At 46.8% G+C, this 22,365-nt stretch carries 19 protein-coding genes; 9 read left to right on the top strand and 10 right to left on the bottom strand.

The features are described 5' to 3' along the window. Positions 1–286: 286 nt before the first annotated feature. From fre to trxA, 6 genes are all read right to left on the bottom strand, one after another. Complete coding sequence (gene fre / locus OH463_RS25245) at positions 287–1,000, bottom strand: NAD(P)H-flavin reductase (RefSeq protein ID WP_269993053.1); 714 nt, start codon at positions 998–1,000, stop codon at positions 287–289. A gap of 14 nt (positions 1,001–1,014) precedes the next feature. Continuing rightward, on the bottom strand, positions 1,015–1,284 hold the full coding sequence (locus OH463_RS25240) for a 2Fe-2S iron-sulfur cluster-binding protein (RefSeq protein ID WP_009696789.1): 270 nt from the start codon (positions 1,282–1,284) through the stop codon (positions 1,015–1,017). Further along, positions 1,281–3,134, bottom strand: coding sequence for a 4-hydroxy-3-polyprenylbenzoate decarboxylase (gene ubiD / locus OH463_RS25235; RefSeq protein ID WP_009696788.1), 1,854 nt, complete (start codon positions 3,132–3,134; stop codon positions 1,281–1,283). The genes OH463_RS25240 and ubiD overlap by 4 nt, the downstream gene beginning before the upstream one ends. Before the next feature lie 137 nt (positions 3,135–3,271). Continuing rightward, a complete protein-coding gene (locus OH463_RS25230) occupies positions 3,272–4,264 on the bottom strand; it encodes a hypothetical protein (protein ID WP_269993051.1) in 993 nt (330 codons plus the stop codon). Positions 4,265–4,370: 106 nt separating this feature from the next. Continuing rightward, entirely contained in the window at positions 4,371–5,630 is a 1,260-nt protein-coding gene (gene rho / locus OH463_RS25225; RefSeq protein WP_005440042.1) for a transcription termination factor Rho, read from the bottom strand. A gap of 196 nt (positions 5,631–5,826) precedes the next feature. Then, positions 5,827–6,153 (bottom strand): thioredoxin TrxA, encoded by a 327-nt coding sequence (gene trxA, locus OH463_RS25220; RefSeq protein WP_004745500.1) that lies wholly within the window; start codon positions 6,151–6,153, stop codon positions 5,827–5,829. A gap of 111 nt (positions 6,154–6,264) precedes the next feature. On the opposite strand from trxA, the gene rhlB reads away from it, so the two are divergent. Further along, on the top strand, positions 6,265–7,578 hold the full coding sequence (gene rhlB / locus OH463_RS25215) for an ATP-dependent RNA helicase RhlB (RefSeq protein ID WP_005451190.1): 1,314 nt from the start codon (positions 6,265–6,267) through the stop codon (positions 7,576–7,578). Between the two features lie 19 nt (positions 7,579–7,597). Continuing rightward, positions 7,598–9,091, top strand: coding sequence for a guanosine-5'-triphosphate,3'-diphosphate diphosphatase (gene gppA / locus OH463_RS25210; protein WP_005451193.1), 1,494 nt, complete (start codon positions 7,598–7,600; stop codon positions 9,089–9,091). A 205-nt stretch (positions 9,092–9,296) separates the two neighbouring features. On the opposite strand, the gene OH463_RS25205 is transcribed toward gppA, so the two are convergent. The 3 genes from OH463_RS25205 to recQ form a co-directional block, all read right to left on the bottom strand. Further along, entirely contained in the window at positions 9,297–9,971 is a 675-nt protein-coding gene (locus tag OH463_RS25205; RefSeq protein WP_005378770.1) for a 7-cyano-7-deazaguanine/7-aminomethyl-7-deazaguanine transporter, read from the bottom strand. A 234-nt stretch (positions 9,972–10,205) separates the two neighbouring features. Further along, positions 10,206–10,511 (bottom strand): DUF3630 family protein, encoded by a 306-nt coding sequence (locus OH463_RS25200; RefSeq protein WP_005378772.1) that lies wholly within the window; start codon positions 10,509–10,511, stop codon positions 10,206–10,208. 9 nt (positions 10,512–10,520) lie between these two features. Next, positions 10,521–12,356, bottom strand: coding sequence for an ATP-dependent DNA helicase RecQ (recQ, locus tag OH463_RS25195; protein WP_005451195.1), 1,836 nt, complete (start codon positions 12,354–12,356; stop codon positions 10,521–10,523). Between the two features lie 176 nt (positions 12,357–12,532). Here recQ and rarD point away from each other — a divergent pair, with 176 nt between their 5' ends. The 4 genes from rarD to ggt all read left to right on the top strand — a co-directional run bounded on the left by rarD (position 12,533) and on the right by ggt (position 16,946). Beyond that, positions 12,533–13,447: an EamA family transporter RarD gene (gene rarD / locus OH463_RS25190; RefSeq protein ID WP_050937618.1), complete on the top strand. Its 915-nt coding sequence runs from the start codon at positions 12,533–12,535 to the stop codon at positions 13,445–13,447. A gap of 72 nt (positions 13,448–13,519) precedes the next feature. Continuing rightward, entirely contained in the window at positions 13,520–14,317 is a 798-nt protein-coding gene (locus OH463_RS25185) for an AraC family transcriptional regulator (protein WP_009696782.1), read from the top strand. A 91-nt stretch (positions 14,318–14,408) separates the two neighbouring features. Beyond that, positions 14,409–15,068, top strand: a complete 660-nt coding sequence (locus OH463_RS25180) for a LysE family translocator (RefSeq protein ID WP_029789267.1) — start codon at positions 14,409–14,411, stop codon at positions 15,066–15,068. Between the two features lie 111 nt (positions 15,069–15,179). Next, entirely contained in the window at positions 15,180–16,946 is a 1,767-nt protein-coding gene (gene ggt / locus OH463_RS25175) for a gamma-glutamyltransferase (protein WP_269993045.1), read from the top strand. A 982-nt stretch (positions 16,947–17,928) separates the two neighbouring features. On the opposite strand, the gene uvrD is transcribed toward ggt, so the two are convergent. Continuing rightward, entirely contained in the window at positions 17,929–20,103 is a 2,175-nt protein-coding gene (uvrD, locus tag OH463_RS25170) for a DNA helicase II (protein WP_269993043.1), read from the bottom strand. A 280-nt stretch (positions 20,104–20,383) separates the two neighbouring features. Here uvrD and OH463_RS25165 point away from each other — a divergent pair, with 280 nt between their 5' ends. From OH463_RS25165 to OH463_RS25155, 3 genes are all read left to right on the top strand, one after another. Continuing rightward, entirely contained in the window at positions 20,384–20,644 is a 261-nt protein-coding gene (locus OH463_RS25165) for a BufA1 family periplasmic bufferin-type metallophore (RefSeq protein ID WP_005451246.1), read from the top strand. Between the two features lie 86 nt (positions 20,645–20,730). After that, complete coding sequence (bufB, locus tag OH463_RS25160) at positions 20,731–21,603, top strand: MNIO family bufferin maturase (protein WP_269993041.1); 873 nt, start codon at positions 20,731–20,733, stop codon at positions 21,601–21,603. Further along, positions 21,600–22,358, top strand: a complete 759-nt coding sequence (locus OH463_RS25155; protein ID WP_269993039.1) for an HvfC/BufC N-terminal domain-containing protein — start codon at positions 21,600–21,602, stop codon at positions 22,356–22,358. Before bufB ends, OH463_RS25155 begins: the two co-directional genes overlap by 4 nt. Positions 22,359–22,365 lie beyond the last annotated feature (7 nt).

The raw sequence follows: 22,365 nt of genomic DNA, 5'->3' as shown, positions 1-22,365 counted from the left end.
GCTTGTCGAGAAGTTTTTCTCTCAAAGCGGAGGTGCATTCTAACGAGATAATTGAGAGTGTCAAACACTTTTTTCAATTTATTTTCTCAGAAGCTTTTCACCTCTCCGACCCTGCTGAAGCCTTATCGCGTCTGCCGTGTCGGTGGATGCGCATTATAGGGAACTCAGAACCGTTCGCAACCCTTTTTTGAAAAAAAATGGAAAAAACTAACTGTTCGATGACTATTTCATCAAAAAAGCAAAAAAGAGGGTAAAAAACCCTCTTTTTCTGCCTCAAAAGCTGTATTTAAATGAATGCGTACGCGTCTGCGAACATACGTTCGCTCTTTGCTTTCTTGTTCTGAGTGAACTGTTCACGTGCTGCGCCAGCCATTTCGAAACGGCCTGCAATATAGATATCGTAGTTTTCTAAGCTTTCGAAATCTTCACTCACCGCTTGTAGCACGTTACCAACTTTACCTTGCCAGTCTGCAGGTGCTTCTTCTACAACTGGAACAAAGTGAACGTTAGTAAATTTATCAGCAATTTCGACCAGCTCTTCTTTAGCGTACAGCTGGCAGTTATCGCGCGCCCCCCAGTATAGGTAAATAGGGTTGGTTTTGTTCTGTGCAACACAGTGATCTAGAATTGAGCGCACGTAACTAAAGCCTGTACCACCAGCAATCAATAATAGTGGGCGTTCGCTTTCTTCTTGAACCCAAGCATCACCATGTGGAGCATCAATCTCGATATGACCATCTGTTTCTAGTGCCGCTTGCATTGCTTCAACGACTTCTAGCGCATAAGCGTTGTGTTCCGCCGCACCGATATGCAGTTCAAGTTCGCCTTCATGACGACATGGACTGCTCGCAATCGAGAAAGGACGTTTGTCTTTTTCACCCATCACAACCATGAGGTACTGACCTGCTTTAAAAGGTACAGGTGATTCTGGGTGAAGAAGGATTTGATAAGTATTACAAGCTAACGGCTGAATAGACTTTACTTTACATTGGATGGTCATGGTGTTCCTCTCGCTTACTCGTCAAAAGTAAGCACTAAATTACTTTCTGTATAGGCTTGGCAAGGGAATATCCAACCTTGCTGTTGCTCTTTTTCGGTTAGCATAGGTTCGAGGTGATAGCTCACCTCGCCCGTTAGCTTTTTACACATGCACATGGCGCAAGCGCCAACTTGGCAACGATGTGGGAAGCGAATATTGTTGTTGAGCGCAGCTTCCAACACCGTCTCCCCTTCTTTTACTTGGAACGTAACGTCCATTGGTAGAAGGTGGACTTGATGACTCATAGAATACCTAACTGGTCCCAAATCTCATCGACTTTAGCCACAAGTTTAGGATCTTTTTTGATAGGCGTACCCCACTCGCGCATGACTTCGGATTCGAACTTGTTGGTCGCATCCAATCCTAATTTGGATGAACTAGCAGTCTTACTATGCACTTGAATAGTATCTCTATCTGGATCCATTCGGGTTGTTACAGCCCAAATGATGTCATTCCAATCTCGTGCATTAACGTCATCGTCGCACAAGATAATGAATTTGTTATCCGTGTGCTGAGCAAAGAAGTCCCACAGGTATTCCATCAAGGCTTGCGATTGACCAGCTTGGTCTTTCTTCATGGTCACAACAGCGAACTGGTTATTTGCTGTTGCAGGTAGATAGATATCGACAATCTCAGGGCGTTGCTGTTTCAACTCGTTCAGCTCTGTTTCGGTAATCGCTATGCTGTCTCGCTCAGTGACCTCGGTTCGCGTCGCTAGCTCGGCATCCCATTTAATGGTTGCATCTAGCCCCATCTTGGATCCAAGACCAACCACTGGCGAAGCAAAATCTAGAGAGTCGATTGGCGTGTTATCTATCATCAAGGTATCACGCACAGGATCCATATGCTCTGACATGGCTTTCACGACATCATTCCAATCTCGTGCGTTTACCGATTCATCGCACACAATAACAAACTTGGTATACATGAATTGGCGTAAGAAAGACCACACGCCCATCATTACGCGCTTGGCATGTCCTGGGTACTGCTTCTTCATGGTGACGACTGCCATTCGGTACGAACAACCTTCTGGCGGCAGATAGAAATCTTCAATCTCTGGGAATTGCTTTTGCAGAATCGGCACAAACACTTCGTTTAATGCCACACCCAATACAGCTGGTTCATCTGGCGGACGACCAGTGTAGGTGCTGTGATAAATAGGATCTTTACGCATAGTAATGTGCGTAATGGTGAATACGTGGTGCTTTTCTTTTTCGTTATAGTAGCCAGTGTGGTCACCGTAAGGACCTTCATCAGCAAACTCGTTTGGGTCGATATAGCCTTCCATCACGATTTCCGCGCTCGCTGGCACTTCCAAATCATTACTGACTGACTTCACGACTTCAGTTTTGCTTCCACGCAACAAACCTGCAAATGCGTATTCCGATAGCGTATCTGGCACTGGTGTTACCGCGCCAAGAATGGTAGCTGGGTCTGCACCAAACGCGACCGAAACTGGGAAAGGTTTACCTGGATTGGTTTCCATCCAATCGCGCAGGTCGAGCGCACCACCTCGGTGAGCTAACCAACGCATGATGATTTTGTTCTTGGCAATTTTCTGCTGACGATAAATGCCTAGGTTCTGACGTTTTTTGTTTGGACCTTTGGTTACGGTTAAGCCCCAAGTAAGCAGCGGCGCAACATCTTCTGCCCAACAGCTCATTACCGGAATCTTATCCAAGTCAACTTCATCACCTTGCCAAACAATGTCTTGGCATGGTGCTTTACGTAAACGCTTAGCCGGCATGTTCAATACTTGTTTGAACACAGGCAGTTTTTCCAACGCGTCTTTGAAGCCTTTTGGTGGCTCAGGTTCTTTTAAATAAGCCAGTAGCTTACCGACTTCTCTTAATTCTTTAACGTCTTCGCGTCCCATACCGATTGCGACGCGCTCTGGCGTACCAAATAGGTTCGTCAAAACAGGCACGTCGTAGCCGATTGGGTTCTCAAACAACAATGCAGGACCACCAGCACGCAAGGTGCGGTCACTAATTTCTGTCATTTCGTAAGCGGGATCGACGGGGTGAGTGATGCGTTTAAGTCGACCTTTCTGTTCTAGGTGGTCGATAAATTCGCGTAAATCCTTAAAACTCATAGGCCTTCATGCTGGCTGATTAAACTGTCCGCAGTATAACAAATAGGAGGACGCTAAGATCCTCCTATTTTGTGTGGGTATGTGAGCTAGGTTACTTCAATGATAACAATGCGAAGAAACGGTCTTTTAAAGTGCCATCACTTCAAGAATTCCTGAATCTGTCGCGCTTTTACTTGGCGATTACTTGAAACAAGCTCTTCTAACCAAGATCGATGCCCCTGTTTTGCTAGCTCTCTCGCAACTAGAGTCGCTTCTTCTGAGAGCGCCATCTTAGCAACGAGGAACTGTTTTACGTCTTGAGAGAGTGGATTGGATCTCGTGAGCAGTTCAATAGCATAAGGTTTTAAGGTCGGATTGACCGTAGAATTCATCAATTGTTGTAATGAGAACTCATCACCAACCTCAGCAAGCCTTTCTAGCTCAGTTTGGCTGTTGTAATCCGCACGCATTCGCCAAAGCAGATCATACATTGCCTCATTTTGGCTAACTTGCGCCAAACGCACCACAACGGCAGTGGATGGTAACCAGCTCGTTATGTTTGCATGGGTCAATTGTTTGGTTAGCGCCTCAAGTGCATCGGGCGATAGGCTATCTAACTCACGTATAAGTAGCGCTTCTCTGGTTTGTACATGTTGCGAAGTGCCTGTTAACCAATCTTTTAGGTTAAGTTCTTGGCGCTCTGCTGCTAGTACAAACTCCAACGTGCTTTGGTCTTGTTTCCAACGTTTAATCAGACGACTCGCAATAGAGGGAAAGTTAAACGCAGGCACAGTGAATTCGTAACCATCACCACGCTCTAAAACTTGGTAAGTTGGGGTGATACTAATTTGGGATTCGACAAAAATCGCCATTCTCGGCGTAAGGATGATTTCTTGTTGCTCTAGTTTTTCGAGCAACAGAAAACGAACGACTTCTTGTTGAGGAAAAGCCAGTCGGTCGAGAGCAAATTTGAGAGAGTCGACCTCGTCTCTGACTGCATAATCGAGCAATTCAGATACTTTGGTCTGTATATGGGTATCCTGAAGCCACTGCTCTACCACGGTCTCCTGCATTTCCTTAGCAGATAAAGTCACGGGTAGCGTGATAAGTGACAAGCTCAGGAGTAATGACGACAACATTCCTTGTTGCATGTTAACCTCCCGATAACATTTTCTTCATTCTGATACTTCTATCGGGAGAAAGCAATAAAAAAGCCACCGATATACGGTGGCTTTTCGCAGAATTACTTATCTGAGACTATTGGCGACGCATTGCATCAAAGAATTCGTCGTTAGTCTTCGTCATCGCTAGCTTGTCGATTAGGAATTCCATTGCATCGATTTCACCCATTGGGTGAACAATCTTACGTAGAATCCACATCTTCTGAAGCTCTTCATTCTTAGTTAGAAGCTCTTCACGACGTGTGCCACTGCGGTTGAAGTCAATCGCTGGGAATACACGCTTCTCTGCGATCTTACGGTTCAAGTGGATTTCCATGTTACCTGTACCCTTGAACTCTTCGTAGATAACTTCATCCATCTTCGAACCAGTATCAACAAGAGCTGTAGCAAGGATAGTTAGGCTGCCGCCTTCTTCTACGTTACGCGCTGCACCGAAGAAACGCTTAGGACGGTGTAGTGCGTTTGCATCCACACCACCAGTTAGTACTTTACCTGATGAAGGGACTACGGTGTTGTATGCACGAGCTAGACGAGTAATAGAGTCAAGCAGGATAACCACGTCTTTCTTGTGTTCAACAAGACGTTTTGCTTTCTCGATTACCATTTCCGCTACTTGTACGTGGCGAGAAGCTGGCTCATCGAACGTTGACGCTACTACTTCACCTTTAACTAGACGCTGCATCTCTGTCACTTCTTCAGGACGTTCGTCGATTAGAAGTACCATCAACTCACACTCAGGGTGGTTGTATGCGATGCTTTGAGCGATGTTTTGCAGAAGCATTGTCTTACCCGCTTTAGGCGGAGCAACAATCAGACCACGTTGACCTTTACCAATTGGCGATGCCAAGTCTAAAACACGTGCTGTGATGTCTTCTGTAGAACCGTTACCGCGCTCCATAACCATACGCTCGTTAGCGTGTAGAGGCGTTAAGTTCTCGAATAGGATCTTGTTACGAGCGTTGTCTGGTTTGTCGTCGTTTACTGTGTTGACTTTTAGCAGGGCAAAGTAACGCTCACCGTCTTTTGGTGGACGAATCTTACCAGCAATTGAGTCACCAGTACGTAGGTTGAAACGACGAATCTGACTTGGTGAAACGTAGATGTCGTCTGGACCAGCAAGGTATGAGCTGTCCGCACTACGTAGGAAACCAAAGCCGTCTTGCAGAATCTCCAGAACCCCATCGCCAAAGATGTCTTCGCCGCCTTTCGCGTGCGCTTTAAGAATTGCGAAGATGATGTCTTGTTTTCTTAGACGAGCTAGGTTCTCAAGACCCAGGCTTTCGCCAAGCTTTACAAGGTCAGACACAGGTCTGTTCTTCAGTTCAGTAAGATTCATGGTGGTGGATGCTTGTTTAGTCAAAATAAGATCTGTTTTCTAGTTAAGATGGATTTGGTCTCAGGATCGACCAAGAAGAGAAATTTGTTCAATTAACGCGCGATAAGTTAGCACTAATTAATATTCTAGTCCAGAGTTAGAAAAACAAAACCGCGCATTGTCATATTGCACGGTTTTGTTTGTAATCACTTAGTGATTATAGGTTTGCGTCTAGGAACTCTTTTAGTTGAGTCTTAGACAAAGCACCAACTTTCGTTGCCGCTACGTTACCGTCTTTAAATAACAGTAGCGTTGGAATGCCGCGAATACCAAACTTAGGTGGTGTACCTGCGTTATGGTCAATGTTTAGTTTACCGATAGTGAGTTTGCCTTCGTACTCGTCAGCGATTTCGTCCAGGATAGGAGCGATCATTTTACAAGGACCACACCATTCCGCCCAAAAATCAACTAGAACCGGGCCTGCAGCATTGATTACATCGTTTTCAAAACCGTCATCAGTAAGCTGCAAAATCTTATCACTCATCTTCCACTCCAATGTGTTTTTCGAAACTGGTTGGATGATAACCAGTAAATAGATGCCCTATTGGAATGTATTTACTTTCTTATTGCAAGCTTTAGCTGATATTCTATCGCTATGAAAAAGACGCATATCACAGAGCAAAAGTTCGCCGATTTGGGTTTAAAGCCCCAAGTTATTGAAGGATTGGACAAAAAAGGGTTCGAATATTGTACCCCTATCCAAGCCTTGGCGTTGCCGGTACTGCTCACCGGCCAAGACATTGCAGGCCAGGCCCAAACGGGTACTGGTAAAACCCTCGCGTTTCTTACTGCTACCTTCAACCACCTTCTAACGACACCAGAGCACGAAGGTCGTAAGCCAACTCAGCCGCGCGCGATCATTATGGCGCCAACGCGTGAGCTAGCGATTCAGATCTTTAACGATGCTGAACCTTTGATTGCTAGCACGGGTCTTAAAGCCGCTTTAGCGTACGGTGGCGAAAGCTACGACAAGCAACTGGCAAAACTGCAAGACGGCGTAGACATTCTTATCGGCACTACAGGCCGTATCATCGACTTCTACAAGCAACGCGTATTCAACCTAAACAACATTCAAGCGGTTGTTCTGGATGAAGCGGACCGTATGTTTGATCTTGGCTTTATTAAAGACATTCGTTTCTTGTTCCGTCGTATGCCTGAGCCAAAAGAGCGTTTGAACATGCTGTTCTCAGCAACATTGTCTTATCGCGTACAAGAATTAGCTTTCGAACACATGCACAATCCTGAGCATGTTGTGGTTGAGCCAGAGCAAAAAACGGGTCACCGCATCCAAGAAGAGCTTTTCTACCCTTCTAATGAAGACAAGATGGCACTGCTTCAAACTCTTATTGAAGAAGAATGGCCAGACCGCGCGATCGTTTTTGCTAATACGAAGCATAAGTGTGAGTCGATTTGGGGTCACCTAGCAGCAGATGGTCACCGTGTGGGTCTACTGACTGGCGATGTACCACAGAAGAAGCGTGAAAAGATTCTTGAGCAATTCACTCGCGGTGAAGTTGACCTACTAGTCGCAACCGATGTTGCTGCTCGTGGTCTTCATATTCCTCAAGTAACACACGTATTCAACTTCGACCTACCGGATGACTGTGAAGATTACGTTCACCGTATCGGTCGTACTGGTCGTGCTGGCGCAAGTGGTCACTCTATTAGCTTTGCTTGTGAAGATTACGCAATCAACTTGCCGCCAATCGAAGAATACATTGAGCACGCAATCCCAGTTTCTGATTACGATGCCTCGGCTCTAATCCAAGACTTGCCTGCACCACTTCGTATGCGCGCGCCTCGTACTCAACAACGTCGCACCAATACAGGTGGCACTCGCTCTGGTAACCGCAAGCCACAAGGACGTCGTCCTCGTCAACCGCGTCAATCAGCGCCAAAACAATCATAAAAGGAAACTGAAGTCGTTTATGAGTCAAGCAGGATCATCACCGCTATACGCCGCCATCGACCTCGGGTCGAACAGTTTTCACATGCTCGTTGTGCGTCACATCGATGGCAGCGTTCAAACTATGGCTAAAATTAAGCGCAAAGTTCGTCTAGCCGCGGGCTTAGATGAACATAACTCTCTTAGTATGGAAGCTATGCAGCGAGGATGGGACTGCTTAAGTCTATTTGCAGAACGCTTGCAGGATATTCCTAAACAGAACATCCGCATTGTGGGTACCGCGACATTGCGTACCGCGACCAATGTGGATGTTTTTCTAGAGAAGGCGAACCAAATTTTAGGTCAGCCTATCGAAGTGATTACCGGCGAAGAAGAAGCCGCCACTATATATAAAGGTGTCGCTCATACCTCTGGTGGCAGCGGTCGTCGCCTTGTGGTCGATATCGGCGGTGCAAGTACCGAACTGATTATCGGTGAAGGTTTCGAAGCCAAAGCTCTGACCAGTCTAAAAATGGGCTGTGTGACTTGGTTGGAGAACTTCTTTAAAGACCGCCAATTAAATGCACGTAACTTCGAAGCCGCAATTGAAGGCGCGAAGCAAACTCTGATGCCAATCTTAGAACAGTACACTGACCTAGGTTGGGATGTGTGTGTTGGGGCATCGGGTACCGTTCAAGCACTACAAGAGATAATGCTAGCGCAAGGCATGGACGAAGTGATTACTCACTCCAAACTTAAGCGTCTGCAAAAACAGGCGATGCTTGCTGATCACTTGGAAGAGCTCGATATTGAAGGGCTTACCCTAGAACGTGCTTTGGTGTTCCCAAGTGGCTTATCCATTTTGATTGCGATCTTTGAGCTACTAGAAATCGATGCCATGACACTGGCTGGCGGCGCACTACGTGAAGGCTTGGTGTACGAGATGGTTGACGAACTTCGTCAAAACGACATCCGTGCACGCACCGTTTGTAGCGTACAAAACCGTTACCAGCTAGATTGCCAATACGGCGAACAAGTTGCAAAACTTGCGGGCAAACTGCTTGAGCAAGTTGGCGGTGAAGCTTGGGTTGCAGAACCTCAGGGTAAAGTCCTGCTGGAAACAACAGCCAAGCTGCACGAAATCGGTCTAACTATCGACTTCAAAAAGGGCGGTGAGCACAGCGCTTACCTGCTACAGCATCTGGATTTGCCTGGTTACACCCGTGCGCAGAAGTTCTTTATCGGTGAAATTGCTCGCCGTTACCGTGAACAACTGACGTCACTGCCTGAGCAACATGCCCTTTCAGGCACGAGTGGTAAACGCGTACTGCGCCTATTGCGTCTTGCGGTTTTACTCAGCCACCGTCGTAATCCAGCTCTAGAGCCATGTGTGACTCTCACTGCGGAAGGCGACAAACTGACGCTCAACATTGATGCGAAGTGGCTAGAGGCAAACCCACTGACTGCCGCTGAGTTGGAAATTGAATCCAACCGTCAAACAGACATCGGCTGGCCGTTAAGTATTGTGACTTGTTAAATCTCACGATGACTTATTACTTGGTTAAAGGTCCCTATTGGGACCTTTTTTATTACTCCATTTTTACCTTTGTACAGCTTAGGGAGCTTTTGGACACCCATGATCTAATTACTCCCCACGCTGTACAAAATACTCTAAACTCAAGTAAACAGGCACAAAAAAGCCGCTTGATTTGAGCAAGCGGCTTTCGGGGTTCCCACTGATATTAAGACTGAACGCTTGTCGTCACCTTAAAGTCAGGGTTCACCGCAGTAAGCTTCTTAATGAGGTAATTCAGTAATACGCCATACATAGGAACGAACAGACCAAGACTGATAATCAATTTGAAGCCGTAATCCACCAGCGCGATTTCCGTCCAATGCTCCGCCATAAATGGATCTGGACTTTGGTAGAACGCAATGGCGAAGAAAGCGATAGTATCAAGTGCATTACCGAAAAGCGTTGAACACGTTGGTGCCACCCACCATTGCTTCATTTGGCGTAGGCGGTTGAACACATGCACATCCATGATCTGACCAAGCAGGTACGCCATGAAGCTAGCAATCGCGATACGAGCAACGAATAAGTTAAATTCCCCTAGGTGGCCAAAACCTTGGAATTGACCTTCGAAGAACACCACCGATAAGAAGTAAGACACTGCCAACGCAGGCAACATCACTAAGAAGATGATCTTACGTGCCAACTGAGCACCGAAAATACGCACAGTTAAGTCAGTCGCTAAGAAGATAAATGGGAAAGTGAATGCACCCCAAGTGGTATGGAAACCGAAGATAGTAAACGGTAGCTGAACTAGGTAATTGCTAGATGCAATAATGACTAGGTGGAATAGAACCAGATAGATAAGGGCGTTGCGCTGCTGCGCAGGGGTAAAGTTACTCATGCGATACCTTTTTAGTTTGGTTTGGGGGTGAGGGAACCCAAATCGAGTCACTGAATAAAGTGGCTCTTACCAACAATGTAAAATGAAAAATAAACTGGCTTGGCTCATTCTGAGCGAAGCGGTGGGCGATTATACATTAACCACTTTTCGCCGCAAGTCGTCTGTTTTACGCAAACGTTTGAGCATAAAAAAGGGTGTTTCATGTGAAACACCCTTTCTAAAAAAATTCTATTTTTAGAAGCCGCGTTGGAACAATCCTGCGAGATAATCCAACTCTTCCCTGCTCTCTTCAATCGCTAAAGCTTCAAACCAAATCGCTTCGCTGTAATGCTCTGCTTTCATAAACAGTCGGCAACCTTCAAAATCGATCAGCCAAGAGTGAATGTCCGCATCCCACTGCTTTTCCACCACAGTAGCAGAAAGCAAACCAACTAAACGCTCACCTAAAGCAGGAAAGCTATCAAGGTCAAAGCTCGGCGCGGTAATGATTAAGCGCCCTTCTTGTGCCATGTAGTCCGCTAAGCCAAATTCCTTTTGCATCGTGGTTCCTTATCCGTGGTGAGTAATGTGTTCTTGAATCAAATCGAGGAATGGATCGGCGTACTTCTCCAGTTTGCGCTGACCAACACCGCTAACTGCCAGCATTTCGCCGTAAGACGTTGGCAGAATTTCCGCCATATCAATCAGAGTCGCGTCACTGAAGACCACGTATGGTGGCAAACCATCTTCATCAGCAATCGACTTACGCAGCTTACGTAACTTGGCAAACAGCTTCTTATCGTAATTCTTGCTGGTCAGTTTATCTGACTTCGCCGCGCGTGCTGCGGTGTCTAAACGCGGAACTGCTAACTCCAGAGTCACATCGCCACGCAACAGCGGACGCGCCTCTTCGGTAAGTTGCAGCGTTGAGTTACGAGTGATGTTTTGGAACAGCAGACCCTTGTGGATTAACTGACGGAAGATACTCACCCAATAGTCGTGACTGTGGTCGCGACCTATCGCGTAGGTAGAAATCTTATCGTGCCCGTTTTCACGTACACGAATATTTTGCATGCCACGAAGCACTTCTACCACGTAACCCATACCAAAGCTTTGATTAACACGGTACACACAAGACAACGCCTTACGTGCTTCTTCCGTGGCATCAAAGTGTTTCGGTGGATCTAAGCAAATATCACAGTTGCCACATGGCTTCTCGCGATACTCACCAAAGTAATTCAGTAGCACCTGACGACGACAAGTCTGCGCCTCAGCAAAGGCACTCATCGCATTCAGTTTGTGGGTTTCCACCTGCTTCTGTGGACCGTCGTCTTTCTCATCCAACATACGGCGCAGCCAACTAATGTCCGCCGGGTCATACAACATCATGGCTTCCGCAGGCAGACCATCACGCCCTGCACGACCCGTTTCCTGATAGTAGGATTCGATATTACGCGGGATATCAAAGTGAACCACAAAGCGCACGTTTGGTTTGTTGATGCCCATACCGAATGCCACGGTCGCCACTACAATTTGGATGTCATCGCGTTGGAAAGCTTCTTGAACATAAGCGCGCTCATCAGCATCCATACCTGCATGATAACCAGCAGCACGAATGTGGTTGTTACACAACTTCTCAGTCACCATCTCAACTTTCTTACGGCTACCACAATAGATGATGCCGCAATTACCCTTCTGGGTCTCAAGATAACGAACGATTTGCGAAACCGGCTTGTGCTTCTCAACTAAGTTGTAGCGAATGTTAGGACGGTCGAAGCTGCCTAGGTAAACCTCAGGATTATTCAGTTGCAGACGCTCAAGAATATCTCGACGCGTTGCGTCATCCGCCGTCGCTGTCAGTGCCATAAATGGCACATGGGAAAACTGCTGCTTAAGTTGACCAAGCGCGGCATATTCTGGACGAAAATCGTGTCCCCACTGGGAAATACAGTGCGCTTCATCGACGGCAATCATCGATAGCGGCAGATTTTCCAAGCGCTCAATGAAGTCACGCATCAATACGCGTTCTGGCGAGACGTACACCAACTTAAGATGCCCAGTGTGCATGCGGTTATACACGCTGAGCAGCTCTTCGCGAGGCATGGTCGAGTTGATGCACTCAGCCGCTACACCGTTGGCTTTAAGCTGATCCACTTGGTCTTTCATCAGCGAAATCAGCGGAGAAATGACCAAAGTAATGCCAGAGCGAACCAAAGCAGGAATTTGATAGCACAGCGACTTACCGCCACCAGTAGGCAGGATAACTAAGCTGTCGCGACCTTCTACTGCAGCGTCAATCACCAACTGCTGACCATCACGGAACTCTTGGTAACCAAACACATCCTCCAACACACGTTGAGGCGTTACAGGCGAGTCTGATTGTTCGGCTAACAAGGTAGAGGTCATGAAAAATCTCAGATTGGGTCTTAAAAAGAGGTGCTTATGCATGCCACTAGCACGCAAAGTGAGGGCACATTGTAATGGGGTTTCATGGTGAATAAAACCGCAAATTGTTAGGTGATTCAGCTCACGACTCGTATACTGATTTTCTGCTCTATAAAAACTCAATTAGGTGACATCCCATGACACCAGAAGAACAACAACGCTCACGGCAAGGCGTCTTGCTTGCTATTGGCGCATACACCATGTGGGGTATCGCACCCATTTACTTCAAATCGATTGCTGAAGTCTCGCCACTAGAGATCTTAAGCCACCGAGTGATTTGGTCTTTCTTTTTGCTAGCCGCACTCCTCCATTTTGGTCGCCATTGGCGCTCGGTTCGCGACATCATTAAAAACAAAACCAAGATGATGTTTCTGGTTTCTACTGCCATTTTGGTCGGTGCAAACTGGTTGATCTTCATTTGGGCGGTGAACTCGAATCACATGCTCGATGCCAGCTTAGGTTATTACATTAACCCACTGATCAACGTCTTACTTGGGATGGTCTTCCTTGGCGAGCGTCTACGTAAGCTTCAGTGGTTCGCGGTTGTCCTTGCTGCTTGTGGCGTATTAGTTCAGCTGATCGTCTTTGGCTCGGTGCCTGTGGTCGCTATAGCGCTGGCAATGAGTTTCGGCTTTTATGGCTTGCTGCGTAAGAAAGTCAGTGTGGAAGCACAAACCGGACTATTCATTGAAACCTTGGTGATGTTACCTGCTGCAGCAATTTACTTGCTGTTTATTGCGAGTTCACCGACGTCCAACATGCTAGATAACCCAATGCAGCTTAATACCTTGTTGATTGCTGCAGGCGTGATCACTACCCTGCCGCTACTGTGTTTTACTGGCGCAGCAACCCGTCTAAAGCTATCGACGTTGGGCTTCTTCCAATACATCGGTCCGAGTTTGATGTTCTTGCTTGCGGTGCTGATTTACGGCGAACCGTTCACCAGCGATAAAGCCATTACCTTCGCCTTTATTTGGGGTGCTTTGGTGGTGTTTAGCTTTGATGGTCTGCGTAATAACCGCAAGTCACGCAAAGCGGCTCAAGCAGCCTGATCGTTTTTTACAAGACATTTAAGAAATTGATGGATAAGCTTGGTCATAATGCGACCAAGCTTTTTTTATTTAATGGAACATATTCAGTACTACGCAACCGACCATGACAACTTGAGTCTGATAGAGGCGAAATACCAGAAATTTGCTTTTCAAAGGCATTACCACCTGGATTTTCATCTCGGTCTGATCACGCATGGTGCGCAGAAGTTCCAATACCAAGGTAACAGCCACCAAGTTGGTCACGGGCAAATTGTGATAATGCCGCCAGATGAGCTGCACGACGGGCAATCTAAGCTCGAAAGTGGCTATGAAGTAAATGTATTTGCGATCGAACCTCACCTATTGAGCGATCTGGCTGATCTTAAGCAAAACGGTCAAATAATACACTTCAACGAGCTGATCATCTCGGATCCACAGATATTTTCACAACTTAGTAACTTACATGGGCTACTTCGTCGTGAAAACCTCAGCCAACTCACCAAAGATTGCCTTCCTTTTGAAGGATTTAACCAGCTTTTTGATCGCTACGGATCGCTTGAGCGACAAAAAGTGGTGCCATTAGGAAATCAATCACTTGGAACGTTAAAAGATTATCTAATGGCGAACCTCGACCAAGCAGTACGTTTGGATTCACTTTCAGAGCTGTGCCAACTGAGCCCAACTCAGTTCCAGCGCCACTTTAAAGCGCAAACTGGCATGACGCCTTACGCATGGTTCGCACGCCTGCGCCTTGAGCAAGGCATGAAGTTACTGCAATCAGGTCAATGTGGTACCGACGTCGCCCATCAGATCGGTTTCTACGACCAAGCGCATTTCAGCAAAGCGTTTAAGCAGACCTACGGTGTTTCCCCTTCTCAAGTGACTCGTTAATTTCATTTACCGAGAAAGCTGTCAGTTTTTTACAAGCGCCACAGGTGACTTGCCACGACAATAGCCGCATTGGTTATATTTGAGATGTGTTATGAATGAATCCACCATATTGCTGACGCTCGCCAGCATTCACTTTATTGCCCTAATGAGTCCAGGTCCGGACTTTGCTCTGGTCGTACAAAACGCGACGCGTCATGGTCGTCAAACTGGCTTGTACATTGCGTTGGGATTGTCCGTCGGTATTTTGCTGCACTCTTTGTTCAGCCTGACAGGCGTGAGTTATATCGTCCACCAGCACCCAGTGTTGTACTCCGTGGTGCAACTGCTCGGTGGTAGTTACCTGCTCTATTTAGGTATTGGCGCATTGCGCGCCGTGATCTCGATGATCAAAAACCCACAGGCGGATCAACCTAAGAAGCAAAACAACCTAGTGATCAGCAATAAGCGTCAGGCATTTGCTAAAGGATTTGCGACCAACATTCTTAACCCGAAAGCCTTGGTGTTCTTTATCAGTTTGATGTCGAGCTTAGTCCCTGCTGGTATGTCGATCACTGGCAAAGGTATTGCTTTGGTCATCCTGTTTGGCTTGTCGCTATTCTGGTTCTCTAGCCTTGCATGGATGCTATCGACACAGCGCTTACAACGTAAATTGCAACAAGCAGGCATCTACATTGACGGTCTGTGTGGGGTGGTATTTACTCTCGTGGGCGGCAGTATTTTGTACCAAACCATCAGCACTTTTATCGGATAAAGTACTGATTTAAAAGCGTAGCACAATCGACATTTCTAAGATTGCTGACTCGACGTGACTCTTCATGACTGCCAAGCTGAAAGCACAAAACTGGCAACATGGAGAGTCATCATGCATTGGACGTTCAACCGACTCGTGACCACGGGTCTTTTTCTTACTTCCCCACTCGTCTTATCTACCTCAGCCTTTGCTAACCAAGCGGCAGATGCCGTTGCGCCGGAGCACAGCACTGGCTTCGAGCAAAAGCAGTTGGTCACAGCCAAAGATTATATGGTCACCGCAGCCAACCCACTTGCCACCCAAGCCGGGGCGGATGTTCTTGCTCAAGGTGGTAATGCTATTGATGCCATGGTTGCCGTACAACTGATGCTGGGCTTGGTAGAACCGCAATCTTCAGGCATTGGTGGTGGCGCCTTCTTAGTGTATTGGGACAGTGAGAAACAAAAACTGACCACGTATGATGGACGTGAAACCGCACCGCTCGCCGCAACGCCGAAACTCTTCCTAGATGACAAAGGACAACCACTGCAGTTTTACGATGCGGTTGTCGGTGGGCTTTCCGTTGCCACTCCTGGCACAGTGAAACTACTGTGGGACACGCACCAGAAATACGGCAAGTTGGAATGGAAGAAGATCATCCAACCTGTGATTACCTTAGCTGAACAAGGTTTCGAGGTCAGTCCTCGTCTCGCGAGTCTGATTGAGAAAGATGCCAAACGCCTATCACGCTTCCCTGCGACTAAGGCTTACTTCTTTAATCCAGATGGCTCACCAAAAGCCGAAGGCACGTTGTTGAAGAACCCTGAATACGCGCAAACTTTGACGGCAATTGCAGAGCAAGGGGCAAAAGCTTTCTATCAAGGCGATATCGCCACAGACATCATCAAGACAGTACAGAATGCCCCGGGCAATCCTGGCGTATTGGCACAACCTGACTTTGATGCGTTCCAAATCAAGCAACGTGAACCGGTTTGTGCGGCTTACCAAAGCTATGACATCTGTGGTATGGGACCACCAAGCTCTGGCGCATTGACGGTTGGACAAATTCTCGCGATCACCGAGCAGTACGATCTGAAAGGATGGGGAGCCAAAAGCGCGAAATCGTGGCAAGTGATCGCCGACGCATCTCGCCTTGCGTTTGCGGATCGCGGTAAGTACATGGCTGACCAAGATTATGTGCCAATGCCAACCGAAGGCTTACTTGATAAAGATTATCTCAAACAACGTGCTGAGCTCATTCAAGTCGGTAAAGCCTTGAGTAAGGTTGAAGCCGGCAATCCACCGTGGTCACACGCGATGAACTTAAGCATGGATCAATCGATCGAGCTGCCTTCCACCAGCCATTTCAATATCGTCGATAAGCAAGGTAATGTGGTTTCAATGACAACAACCATTGAGAACGCCTTTGGCTCACGCTTGATGGTGCGTGGCTTCTTGCTCAACAACGAACTGACCGACTTCTCCTTCCGCACTCATCAAGATGGAGTGCCAATCGCGAACCGCTTAGAGCCGGGTAAACGCCCACGCTCATCCATGGCACCAACCATTATGATGAAGGATGACAAACCTTACATGGCAATTGGCTCACCGGGTGGCAGCCGCATCATTGGTTACGTCGCACAAGCCATTATCGCCCACACGCAGTGGGATATGGGCATCCAAAGTGCGATTAATCAGCCACGATTACTGAACCGTTTTGGCACCTTAGATATTGAGCAAGGTACTGCTGCAGAAGGCTTACAGCCTGAGTTGGAAAAGATGGGTTTTAAAACTGATGTTCGTGATTTGAACTCTGGACTGCATGCGATACGTATAACAAAAGACGGTCTTGAGGGCGCAGCCGATCCAAGGCGTGAAGGTGCCGCTATCGGGCAGTAAGAGTCTTTCGCTCGACCCCTTGTGCGAGATCTCTCACAAAGGGTTGAGCAAACCTCTCTTTTTTAATGGTAAAACCGTACAACAAAGATCTTAAGCTATTGAATTTAATGATCATGTATCTTTTTTAAACGCTAAGAGTGTGAAAAAATGTGAGATTAGCCCGTTGTTGGAAATCGTTAAACACGTAATATTAAACCTGTCGGAAGGATGCTGACACGGAACAGGAAACACCACGGACTTGGTGAACTTCAGGAAGAAGAAACGGTTATTCAGGATGAATAGTCGGGCATGGATTGCAAAATTGGACATTGAACGGAATCAATAGTGACTAGGATGGTTGCTACTAAGGACGGGAAATGGACACCTCTGGACGAGGCAAGGATTTGAACATCAGGATGATGTCAGGGACACCGCTCAGGGAACAAGTGATGAGAGCTAACGAGGATGGTTAGTAGACCAGGATAAGGTCATTAAGGACACCGCTAGGAAGGCGACGTAAGGATTAAGCTGACGGATTCAGCACACTATCATGGATTAGATGCATGGAGCACTCTTAGTAGCCGGATTGCTGCGAGTAAGACTATAACCCCGATGGGCGCAAGCCCTCGGGGTTTTTCTTTGCCTAAAATTTTTCTCAGCAGCTCTACGGAAAGCTGACATTCACCCACAACGCCCACCTTTCACTTCAAATGGCATCGTTAAATCACGCTATTGCACTCCATTTATTGTTCCATTTTTTACTGCGTTAGCGACATGCAAACAACTCAAACAAAAAGAGCCGCCGAAGCAGCTCTTGAGTTGATGATACCAATCACAGTAAATTAGTGATCAGAAATAGCGTAGGGAAAATGCTTGAGAACAAGGCGCAATTTTTCGATAAGTAGTTATTCTACAATCAAAAATTGCAACGCAGTTATCGAGTATTTTAACAAGCTAGAATGACTAGTTATTTACTACGATTGGTATGAGTTTTGGTGAAGCCTTACAGTTTCTCTAGTCGAGCGTAAGCAGTCACCAACCATTTGATGCCCTCACCATTAAAGGCAATCTGTACGCGACTCTGTGGACCACTGCCTTCGAAGTTGATGATGGTGCCCTCACCAAACTTAGGATGCATCACACGAGAACCTAGCGTAAAGCCAGTTTCATTGAAGCTCTCTTTCACCGCCGTTTGGCTAAATCGACCACTGCTTGCAGGACGGCTAACTTGCGCCTTCATGCGTACTTCGTCTAAACAAGTTTCTGGCAGTTCACGGATAAAGCGAGACGGTTTATGGTACTTATCCTGACCGTACAAACGGCGCATTTCAGCATAAGTGATGTACAGTTTCTGCATCGCACGGGTCATGCCTACGTAACACAGACGACGTTCTTCTTCTAAACGCCCTGCTTCTTCCGCCGACATTTGGCTTGGGAACATGCCTTCTTCCACACCAACCATAAACACCAATGGGAACTCTAGACCTTTCGCACTATGCAATGTCATGAGCTGAACCGCATCTTCAAACTCGTCCGCTTGTCCTTCGCCCGCTTCTAGTGCCGCGTGGGTTAGGAATGCCGTCAGCAGTGACATGTCCTCGGCTTCTTCTGGTTTCTCGAATTGGCGAGTTGCGGTCACCAATTCCTCCAAGTTCTCAATACGCGCCTTAGACTTTTCGCCCTTCTCTTGCTCGTACATCGCGAACAAGCCCGAGTATTTAATCACATGGTCAGTTTGGTGATGCAGCGGCATCTCGATGGTGTCGTCTTCTAGTGCCGTAACAAGCTCGATAAAACGGCTCAGAGCACCAGCAGCACGACCTGCAAGTACCTTCTCATCCAACATAGCGACACTCGCTTCCCACATGGTGCAACCACGGTCACGAGCCGCAAAACGAATTGTGTCAAGCGTCTTATCGCCCAAGCCTCGAGTTGGCGTATTCACCACACGTTCAAATGCCGCATCATCATTACGGTTGGCAATCAGACGCATGTAGCTCAAGGCATCTTTGATTTCCTGACGTTCGAAGAATCGCATGCCGCCGTAGATACGGTAAGGCAGACCAGCTTGGATTAATGCTTCTTCCAGAACACGCGACTGGGCGTTGTTACGGTAAAGCATTGCAGCGTCATTCAGAGCACCGCCCTTGTCTTGCCACTCTTTGATTTTGTTTACTGCAAAACGGGCTTCGTCTAATTCGTTGTAAGCGCTGTATACCGAGATAGACTCACCGACAACGCCATCAGTCCAAAGCTCTTTACCCATACGCTCGGTGTTATTCGCGATCAGAGCGTTCGACGCTTCCAGAATGGTCTTGGTTGAACGGTAGTTTTGCTCAAGACGAATGGTATTCACGCTTGGGAATTCCAGCGTAAATTTCTCAATGTTCTCGACTTTTGCACCACGCCAGCCGTAAATCGACTGATCGTCATCACCTACGATCATCACGTGACACTCAGGACCCGCCATCATACGTAGCCAAGCATATTGAATGTTGTTGGTATCTTGGAATTCGTCCACCAAGATATGCTTAAAGCGTGCTTGGTAGTGTTCACGGACGAACTTGTTATCACGCAGTAGCTCATGTGCGCGCAGCAAGATTTCCGCAAAATCGACTAAACCAGCACGATCACACGCCTCTTGATAAGCGGTGTAAAGCTGCAGATATGTCTTGGTCACTGGATCGTGGTACGCATCAATGTGCGACGGACGCAGACCTTCGTCTTTCTTGCCGTTAATCCACCATGCCACTTGGCGTGCTGGCCACTGCTTCTCATCGAGGTTTTGCGCTTTGATCAAACGCTTTAGTAGACGCTGTTGGTCGTCACTATCGATGATTTGGAAATCTTCCGGTAGCTTGGCATCAAGATAGTGCGCACGCAGAATACGGTGACAAATGCCGTGGAAAGTACCATTCCACATACCGCCTGCACTGCCCATCATTAGCTCTTCGATACGTCCACGCATCTCTGCCGCCGCCTTATTGGTAAAGGTTACCGACATGATTGAGAACGGAGATGATTGCTCGACCGACATCAACCAAGCGATACGGTGAACAAGAACGCGTGTCTTACCACTCCCTGCACCAGCAAGGACGAGCAAGTTTTCTAGAGGTGCTGCAACGGCTTCACGTTGTTTGTCGTTCAAACCGTCGAGTAATAGAGATGGATCCATCATGATGAGAGCTACTGGTTATTTATACATAAAAATAGATTATAACCTAAACAACCTCTTCAGATTAGACAAAAATTCATAAAAAATTCGTCGTTTTTTTACTCTACACATCAATAAGTTATATAAATTCCATTCTTTAAAACCATTTGTTTCGAAAATTTTTCTGAAAGTTTTTTAGCCAGTTTCCTATCTTTTAAGTTAAGCAAGTTGATAACAAAAACGCCAAAACAGGCGATTCATCTTGCCAACTTAAAGTAAAGGAAATCATTCAGAGGAATTTATTATGAAAAAGTCGAATCTAGCTGTTACTGCTGCTGTTACTGGTCTTCTAGCTCTTGGTGGCACAATGCTAACTGCAGCTCCAGCTGTCGCTGCTGATAAAGAAAAGTGCTACGGCGTTTCTAAAGCAGGTAAAAACGACTGTGCAACGAAAAGCAGCTCATGTGCTGGTACTTCTAAAGAAGATAACCAAAAAGACGCATTCGTAGTCGTACCAAAAGGTCTATGTGACAAACTCGTTGGCGGTAGCACTTCTTCTTCATAATCTTTTATCGCTAGCTACTGCAAGGATGCGTTGACGCTCAACCAGCGCATCCTTCTCTTCCCGCCCGATTTGAAAAGGAGTTTCACGTGAAACACCACACCTTCCACAACCTTGTTGGAGTTGGATTAAGAACCCCTCACCTCGATTACTTTAGCCAAAACAAACCCAAGTTATCTTGGTTAGAAATCCACAGTGAAAACTATTTTCAACCCAACGCTGCTGAGCGCAATCAATTACAAGCATTGCGCGAGCAGTATCAAATTAGCTGCCATGGCATTGGTCTGTCACTAGGTTCGGTGGAACGTGTGAATCAAAAGCACCTTGCTCAACTTAAAGCGCTGATTGACTCAATCGACCCGATTCTTGTTTCTGACCATTTGAGTTGGAGCGAAAACGGCGGTCACTACTTTAATGATCTGCTTCCACTTCCGTACACGGAAGAAGCGCTCAAAGTGTTCACTCGTAACGTGAATGAAGTGCAGGATTATTTGCAACGCGAGATTTTGATAGAGAACCCATCTAGTTATGTGAAGTTTCAACATTCGACCATCAGCGAATGGGAGTTTCTCACCGAAGTGCAAAAGCGCACTGACTGTCGTTTATTGCTCGATCTAAACAATGTTTATGTTTCGGCGTTCAACCACGGTTTTGATTGCGACACATACCTAGATGCAATTCCAGCCGACAAAGTGGATGAGATTCACTTGGCAGGTTTTACCATCAAACAACTCGACAAAGGTGAGATATGGATTGATACCCATAGCCGCCCAGTTAGTGACGAAGTTTGGCAACTGTTCGCGCAGTGGACCAAAAAACACGGTCCACGCCATGCGCTGATTGAATGGGACTTGGATATCCCCGCGCCAGAAGTCTTATTAGGAGAAGCGCAGAAAGCATCGCAACTGCTGTTGCAAGGCACACTTCCAAGTGAACAAAGCGAACCAAGGAAGGCATCATGAATCTAGCCACCTTACAAAGCCAGTTTGCTAAAGCCCTACACTATCAAGCACTCGGTGAAGATTGCGATATTGCCAGTGATGAGTTTACCGCTGATGAACGCATGCAGATTTACCGCAATAACTTTATCATCAGCTTAAGCGAAGTGTTATCTGCTACCTACCCAATGGTTGAAGCGCTACTTGGTGAAGAATGCTTTGAACAGATGGCTCGCCAACATGTTCTCACTTATCCATTAGAGGAAGGAAATGTGGTGCATTATGGCGAAGGTTTTCAAGACACCATCATGCAGTTTAGTCAGGTGATCGCACAAGCCCCTTACAGCCCTGAAGTCGCACGCTTCGAGTGGCATATCGACCTCGCTCGTCAAGCGCAGTATGAACAATCCAGTGCTGCACAATTAAAACCGCTTGCGTTACTTGGCGAAGTGAGTGAAGAGCAACAACCCGCTTTGGTTTTGCACCTCAAACAAGGCTGCCGCAGCTTTGACTCCAGTTATGCAGTATTTGATTTGTTCAGCGCAATTCAAACTGGGCAATTCGAACAACTTAATATCAACCAATTACAGCAAGGTGTCATCTCGATTCAAGCCAATGGAGAAGCCTTGTGTCACGCACTCGATGCCGATGTGTTCCAACTGCTGCAATGTTTAGAGCAGAAACAGAGTTTGAGCGAAATACCTGAAGTTTTACTCGCTCATCTCAATAGCATCATGGCACTCGATCTCGTTGACGGCTTTACATTGAAATCAATCTAAGGAGCAC

It is taken from the genome of Vibrio sp. NFR (assembly GCF_027587095.1).
GTDB lineage: Bacteria > Pseudomonadota > Gammaproteobacteria > Enterobacterales > Vibrionaceae > Vibrio > Vibrio harveyi.
This window is presented reverse-complemented; position numbering and strand designations above follow the sequence as displayed.

What these genes read in the sequence shown, in the direction of transcription:
- ubiD (WP_009696788.1), bottom strand. Translation starts at nt 3,134, where the DNA reads ATGAGTTTTAAGGATTTACGCGAATTTATCGACCACCTAGAACAGAAA.
- recQ (WP_005451195.1), bottom strand. Translation starts at nt 12,356, where the DNA reads ATGACCTCTACCTTGTTAGCCGAACAATCAGACTCGCCTGTAACGCCT.
- uvrD (WP_269993043.1), bottom strand. Translation starts at nt 20,103, where the DNA reads ATGATGGATCCATCTCTATTACTCGACGGTTTGAACGACAAACAACGT.
- rarD (WP_050937618.1), top strand. Translation starts at nt 12,533, where the DNA reads ATGACACCAGAAGAACAACAACGCTCACGGCAAGGCGTCTTGCTTGCT.
- OH463_RS25240 (WP_009696789.1), bottom strand. Translation starts at nt 1,284, where the DNA reads ATGAGTCATCAAGTCCACCTTCTACCAATGGACGTTACGTTCCAAGTA.
- OH463_RS25200 (WP_005378772.1), bottom strand. Translation starts at nt 10,511, where the DNA reads ATGCAAAAGGAATTTGGCTTAGCGGACTACATGGCACAAGAAGGGCGC.
- OH463_RS25205 (WP_005378770.1), bottom strand. Translation starts at nt 9,971, where the DNA reads ATGAGTAACTTTACCCCTGCGCAGCAGCGCAACGCCCTTATCTATCTG.
- fre (WP_269993053.1), bottom strand. Translation starts at nt 1,000, where the DNA reads ATGACCATCCAATGTAAAGTAAAGTCTATTCAGCCGTTAGCTTGTAAT.
- trxA (WP_004745500.1), bottom strand. Translation starts at nt 6,153, where the DNA reads ATGAGTGATAAGATTTTGCAGCTTACTGATGACGGTTTTGAAAACGAT.
- OH463_RS25185 (WP_009696782.1), top strand. Translation starts at nt 13,520, where the DNA reads ATGGAACATATTCAGTACTACGCAACCGACCATGACAACTTGAGTCTG.
- gppA (WP_005451193.1), top strand. Translation starts at nt 7,598, where the DNA reads ATGAGTCAAGCAGGATCATCACCGCTATACGCCGCCATCGACCTCGGG.
- OH463_RS25155 (WP_269993039.1), top strand. Translation starts at nt 21,600, where the DNA reads ATGAATCTAGCCACCTTACAAAGCCAGTTTGCTAAAGCCCTACACTAT.
- OH463_RS25180 (WP_029789267.1), top strand. Translation starts at nt 14,409, where the DNA reads ATGAATGAATCCACCATATTGCTGACGCTCGCCAGCATTCACTTTATT.
- OH463_RS25230 (WP_269993051.1), bottom strand. Translation starts at nt 4,264, where the DNA reads ATGCAACAAGGAATGTTGTCGTCATTACTCCTGAGCTTGTCACTTATC.
- ggt (WP_269993045.1), top strand. Translation starts at nt 15,180, where the DNA reads ATGCATTGGACGTTCAACCGACTCGTGACCACGGGTCTTTTTCTTACT.
- OH463_RS25165 (WP_005451246.1), top strand. Translation starts at nt 20,384, where the DNA reads ATGAAAAAGTCGAATCTAGCTGTTACTGCTGCTGTTACTGGTCTTCTA.
- rhlB (WP_005451190.1), top strand. Translation starts at nt 6,265, where the DNA reads ATGAAAAAGACGCATATCACAGAGCAAAAGTTCGCCGATTTGGGTTTA.
- rho (WP_005440042.1), bottom strand. Translation starts at nt 5,630, where the DNA reads ATGAATCTTACTGAACTGAAGAACAGACCTGTGTCTGACCTTGTAAAG.